Below are 4,498 nucleotides of genomic sequence, written 5' to 3'. Positions count from 1 at the left end.
GAGACCGAGGACGCGACGGACGCGGTGGTGGTCGCCGAGGCCGAGGTGGCCGAGGTCGCCACGGCGGCGCCGCCGCCCAGCATCACGCAGGTCGCCGCAACCGCCAGCGACCGCTTGGTGCGCGTCGTGCGCATGGCCCTGCACCTCCTTCCTGAGGAACCGTCACCCGGGTGGCCGACGCTCGGACATGCGCCGGGACGAAATCGCCCGGAGCCGGGCTCCTACTGCTGGTTCGACGCGGCCCCCGCAGCGGACTGGGTTCGCATGCAGTTGAATCATGGACACTCGGACGCCCTGCAACCAGGTGTCCGCGTCGAGAACCTGAACAACGGCTGTGCTGCTGGAGCCCGGCGGGTCCGTGCTCGACCCCCGGGCCGGACGTCAGCAAAGGGTCGGATGGCCGCAGTTCGTCGCAGGCCGGGGCGAGCGGGCCTCGAACGGTCGACCAGGAGGCGGTCGCATCCTCACAGGGCGGTGCCGGTCGGCCGCGGGAGCGCCGTGCCGACCCGCGCGGAAGCCGGGAGCACCCCCGTAGGGGCCACCTCGTGCCCGGCGGTGCGGGCGGTCGATGGCTGCCGGGCCGCGGCGCCGTGCGTGGTGAGCGGGAACAGCAGGACCGGGGTGCTGGTCGGGCGGGCGGATCCGGTCGCGGGCTCCACGGTGACGCCGACGCCGCCGGCCCCGTCGAGCGGTCCGTCCAGCAGCAGGGCGCCGTTCGAACCGTGCAGCAGCCCGGCGGGGCGGGCGGTGCCGCCGTCGTCGAACCAGAGCTCGTAGGCGCGGTCGACGCCCAGCGGAGGGAGGCCGTTGGCGAGGAATCCGGCCTCGTTGCGGCTCTGCGACCAGACGACGGTGCCGTTGCCCGTCCCGCCGGCCGCGGTCGCGGTCCGGGTCCGCGCGTCGGGAGCGGTGAGCAGCGCGGCGAACCGGGCCTGCTCGCTACGTACTTGTTGGGTCTGGGCCTGGGCCCGGTCGGCCTGGTCGTGCTGGTCGATCGCGATGGCACCCACCCCGGCGGTGAGGGCCAACGAGGCGGCGAGGCCGACGGCGGCCCAGCGCCGGGTCACGGTCCCCCGCAGGCGCCGGGCCAGCCGGTCCGGCGCCCCAGGTCCGGAGGCGTCGGCGGGATCGGCGGCGGGTGGCAGCTGTAGGAGGGAGTGGATCGCCGCCATGGTCCGCTCCTCCATCGCGGGCGGTGCCGGTGTCGCCTCGGCCGCGGCCAGCCGGGCGAGCGTCGCGGCGAAGTCGGCGACCTCCTCGGCGCAGGCCTCGCAGTGCACCAGGTGGGCCTCGAAGGCCTCCCGCTCGGGCTCGTCCAGGGCGTGCGCGGCATAGGCGCCGCCGAGCGCGTGCAGGTCGGGGGAGCTCATCCGCCCACCCCCAGGCAGTCGCGGAGGCGGACGAGCCCGTCCCGCATCCGGGTCTTGACCGTGCTGAGCGGGGAGCCGAGCAGGTCGGCGACCTCCCGGCAGGTCTTGCCCTGGTAGTAGGCGAGGGTGAGCGACTGCCGCTGGAGATCGGTGAGGCCGCGCAGGCAGTGCCGTACCCGCTCGCGCTCCAGGCGGTTCTCGACCTCCTCGACGACCTCGTCGAACGCCGTGACCTGGGAACGGGCCGCCGCGCGCCGGTCGCGTGCCGCCGTCGCCTCGGTGTAGCGGACCCGATCCACGGCACGGTGGTGCGCCACGGTCAGGACCCAGGGCAGGACGGCGCCCCGGTCGGGTCGGTAGCGGGCGGCGGTGCGCCACACCTCCAGCATCACCTCCTGCGCCACCTCCTCCGCCTGGGCCGGATCGCGCAGCACCCGGCGGACGATCCCGAAGACCGGGCCGACCACCGCCCGGTACAGCGTGCGGAAGGCGTCGTGGTCGCCCACGGCGACCTTGGCCACGAGCTCCTGGAGCTCAAAACCCTGCGGCGGTGGCCCGAAGGACGGCCGGATCACGTTCACGGTGCCGCGACGCCCCGTTCCACCCTGCCCGTCGACCCGGGCACAGCGCGTGAAGCAGGGATCCGGGACGGCGGGGTGGGTGCCATCGCTGTGGCCTCTCACGACTCGATGCGGGGCCGGACGGAACCGGCTGGCCACCCCTAGTTCGAAGCCAAGGCCGGGCCGGACGGGTCGACGGAGAGATTCGCCCCTGCACCACTTGCTGTGGGGACGGATGTGGAGATCGACGGACGTCCCACGCGGCGACCTCCGGGTGCCAGGTGCACAGCCTTGGTCGATCCACAGGTCTTGTACCACTTCCCCCGGTTGCCAGCCCAGCTCCCTCCGGCCGGCCGGCCGGAGGTGTGGTCCGAGGGCCCGGGGGTGTGCCCGCCGGTCCGGCCCGTCGGCAGGAGGTCAGTGCGCGCCCTGCCACCAGTGCCGGGCCCGGGCTCGGGTGCTCCTGCCCCGGCGCATCCCCGTCGGCGGGCGGCCGGGCGTCACGGCGGTGGCTCCGGCCGGGCCGCCGTCGTGTCTGGGCTCGGGGCGGCCGGGCCCGGCGTTGCCATCGGCGCTTTCCAGACGCGGCACGGCGGTGGGGGCCGGGGTGGGCGCGGTGGTGGCGGCCTGCCGGGCTGCCTCGAGTTCGACCGAGCGGCGGCGGGCGCGGCGGGCGCCGACCCAGGCCATCGCGGCACCCAGGAGGAAGATCAGCATGAGGGCAGCGCCGGCGAGGAAGGCCTTCGGCACCGTGTAGAAGCCGATGTCGGAGCCGAGGACGCTCACCTGGGTCGTCGAGCCGCCGGCGAGATTGTCGGCGATCAGCAGGCCGACGAAGGTGCCGCTGACCGCAAGAAGGACCAGACCGAGGAGGAGCATGGCGGCCTCCCGACCGACGGGATGTTCTCACCGCGCCTACCCGCTCACCGGAGCCGACACCCCCGCCCCGGGCTGGCAGCTGATTTTCACGGCACCGCGGAGGCGCGCCGCTCGGCACGGTCGCCGAGCGCCCGCAGCACCGCGTCCTCGGCCCGGCCGGCGAGCCAGCTCCGCACCGCGGAGCCCGCCCGTACCCGCAGGTCGAGCGCTCGGGCCCTGGCACCTGGGCGACGCCGAGCTGCCGGCTGCGAACGCGGGGGCGGGAATTCCGTCATGCAGAGGTAACGCCGACCGTCCCGATCCGGCACGCAGCGCCGCTCCGCGGCGCCGGGGCCCGGGTGCAGCAGCAGTAGAAGTCAGGCAGGCAGGCCGCGGTCCTGCGGGAGTGGGCCGGTCGCCGCGGCCGGCGTCGGCGCCCGCTCCGCCCGCAGTCCCAGGAACGACTTGGCCCCGCCGGGTGCTGCGCTGATCACGGCCTCGGCCCGCAGGGTGCGGCCGTGCTGCCGGACTCGCCCACGGCATGCGCCGGGGCTCGGGCGGGAGCCGGTCTCGGAGGTTCCCGGGGCACTATCGCCGACCCGCACCGGAGCTGGCACCCGTCGTCCGCCGTCGACACCTGAGCCTGCCGGGCCGGGCGGACCGCGCCATCCCGGACCATCCGGCACCGCGCCGGTGCGGGTCGGTGGCTTCAGTGCGTTCTGCGGTCGCGCCGGCCGGGGGCGGGGCGTAGACCGGGACCATGGGTGACTCGGATGGCAAGGCGGCCGCCGCACCCGGTGACGTTCCGGACCTTTGCGACGTCTGCGGGGCGCTGGTGCCCAGGCGGCGGTTGGAGGTCCTGCGGGTACCGGACTCTTCCGCGGTGACCATGGACGCCCGGTTCGACGGCGAGCGGCTGCTGCGCGCGTGCTGCGAGCCGCACCTGGTTCAACTCGCCGCCGGCTACCAGCACCGCCCGTTCGTCGCCGAGGAACTCTGGTCGGAGCAGATCGTCCGGGCGGTACGCCTGCTGGGCCCCATGGACGAGGAAGAGCTGTACGAGCGGGTGATCGCCCTGACCGGCCTCGACGAGGAGCAGCTGATGCGCGCGGCGGCCTGGCGGGAGGACCACGGCAGCCATCTCTACGGCCCCGCGCCGAGCTGACCGACACGGCGCCTCGGTGCGACCGTGCGCATGGTCATCAACGGCGGTCCTGCGTGGCTGGCGGTGGTGGTGCTCGGCCTGGCGGCACTGTGGCTTCTGCTTCGGGTTATGCGCAAGCCAACGGCCTGATCCCCGCGCCGCGCGGGCGATGCTACTGGACCGATCCGCGCGCCGTGCCAGGGGCACTGCGCCGGCGAGCCGAACGGCTTGCCGACGTCCTGCATTCGCAGGCCGCCCCCGGCGGGCCGGGCCCGTCAGGCGGTGGCCGGGCGGGTGCCCCAGTCGAGGCGCAGGACGGCCAGGTCGTCGGTGTGCCGGCCGGCGTTCAGCGCCTGGGTCTCCTTGATGAGCAGGTCCACGTGGGCCGCCGGGTCCGCCGGTGGGAGCCCGTCGATCAGTGTGAGGAGCCCCTCGACGCCCAGGCGCTCGCCCGTGGCGCCGTGGTGCCCTTCGGTGAGGCCGTCGGTGTAGAGCGTGAGCGCGCCGCCGGGCGGCAGCGGGACGACCGTCTCGGGCCAGCTGCGCAGCCCGGGCAGGATGCCGAG

The 4,498-nt window shown here is 75.1% G+C and carries 5 protein-coding genes; 1 reads left to right on the top strand and 4 read right to left on the bottom strand.

The window, feature by feature from the left end:
• Window positions 1-464 precede the first annotated feature (464 nt).
• The 3 genes from ABT014_RS34330 to ABT014_RS34320 all read right to left on the bottom strand — a co-directional run bounded on the left by ABT014_RS34330 (window position 465) and on the right by ABT014_RS34320 (window position 2,809).
• Entirely contained in the window at window positions 465-1,370 is a 906-nt protein-coding gene (locus ABT014_RS34330; RefSeq protein ID WP_350643761.1) for an anti-sigma factor, read from the bottom strand.
• Window positions 1,367-1,945, bottom strand: coding sequence for an ECF RNA polymerase sigma factor SigK (sigK, locus tag ABT014_RS34325; RefSeq protein WP_502895147.1), 579 nt, complete (start codon window positions 1,943-1,945; stop codon window positions 1,367-1,369). Before sigK ends, ABT014_RS34330 begins: the two co-directional genes overlap by 4 nt.
• A 402-nt stretch (window positions 1,946-2,347) precedes the next feature.
• Window positions 2,348-2,809: a hypothetical protein gene (locus ABT014_RS34320; protein WP_350643756.1), complete on the bottom strand. Its 462-nt coding sequence runs from the start codon at window positions 2,807-2,809 to the stop codon at window positions 2,348-2,350.
• Between the two features lie 739 nt (window positions 2,810-3,548).
• Between ABT014_RS34320 and ABT014_RS34315 the strand changes: the two genes are divergently transcribed.
• Entirely contained in the window at window positions 3,549-3,953 is a 405-nt protein-coding gene (locus ABT014_RS34315; protein ID WP_350643754.1) for a hypothetical protein, read from the top strand.
• Between the two features lie 254 nt (window positions 3,954-4,207).
• On the opposite strand, the gene ABT014_RS34310 is transcribed toward ABT014_RS34315, so the two are convergent.
• Window positions 4,208-4,498: SpoIIE family protein phosphatase (locus tag ABT014_RS34310; RefSeq protein WP_350643750.1), on the bottom strand; the 291-nt coding region annotated here is incomplete at its 5' end.

It is taken from the genome of Kitasatospora sp. NPDC094015, from assembly GCF_040304075.1.
In the GTDB taxonomy this organism is placed as follows: domain Bacteria; phylum Actinomycetota; class Actinomycetes; order Streptomycetales; family Streptomycetaceae; genus Kitasatospora.
Note: the sequence above shows the minus strand (reverse complement) of the source record. Positions and strands in the feature narration are given on the sequence as shown.

Excerpts from the sequence above, each read along its gene's own strand:
- ABT014_RS34330 (WP_350643761.1), bottom strand. The coding sequence starts at position 1,370 with ATGAGCTCCCCCGACCTGCACGCGCTCGGCGGCGCCTATGCCGCGCAC.
- ABT014_RS34320 (WP_350643756.1), bottom strand. The coding sequence starts at position 2,809 with ATGCTCCTCCTCGGTCTGGTCCTTCTTGCGGTCAGCGGCACCTTCGTC.
- ABT014_RS34315 (WP_350643754.1), top strand. The coding sequence starts at position 3,549 with ATGGGTGACTCGGATGGCAAGGCGGCCGCCGCACCCGGTGACGTTCCG.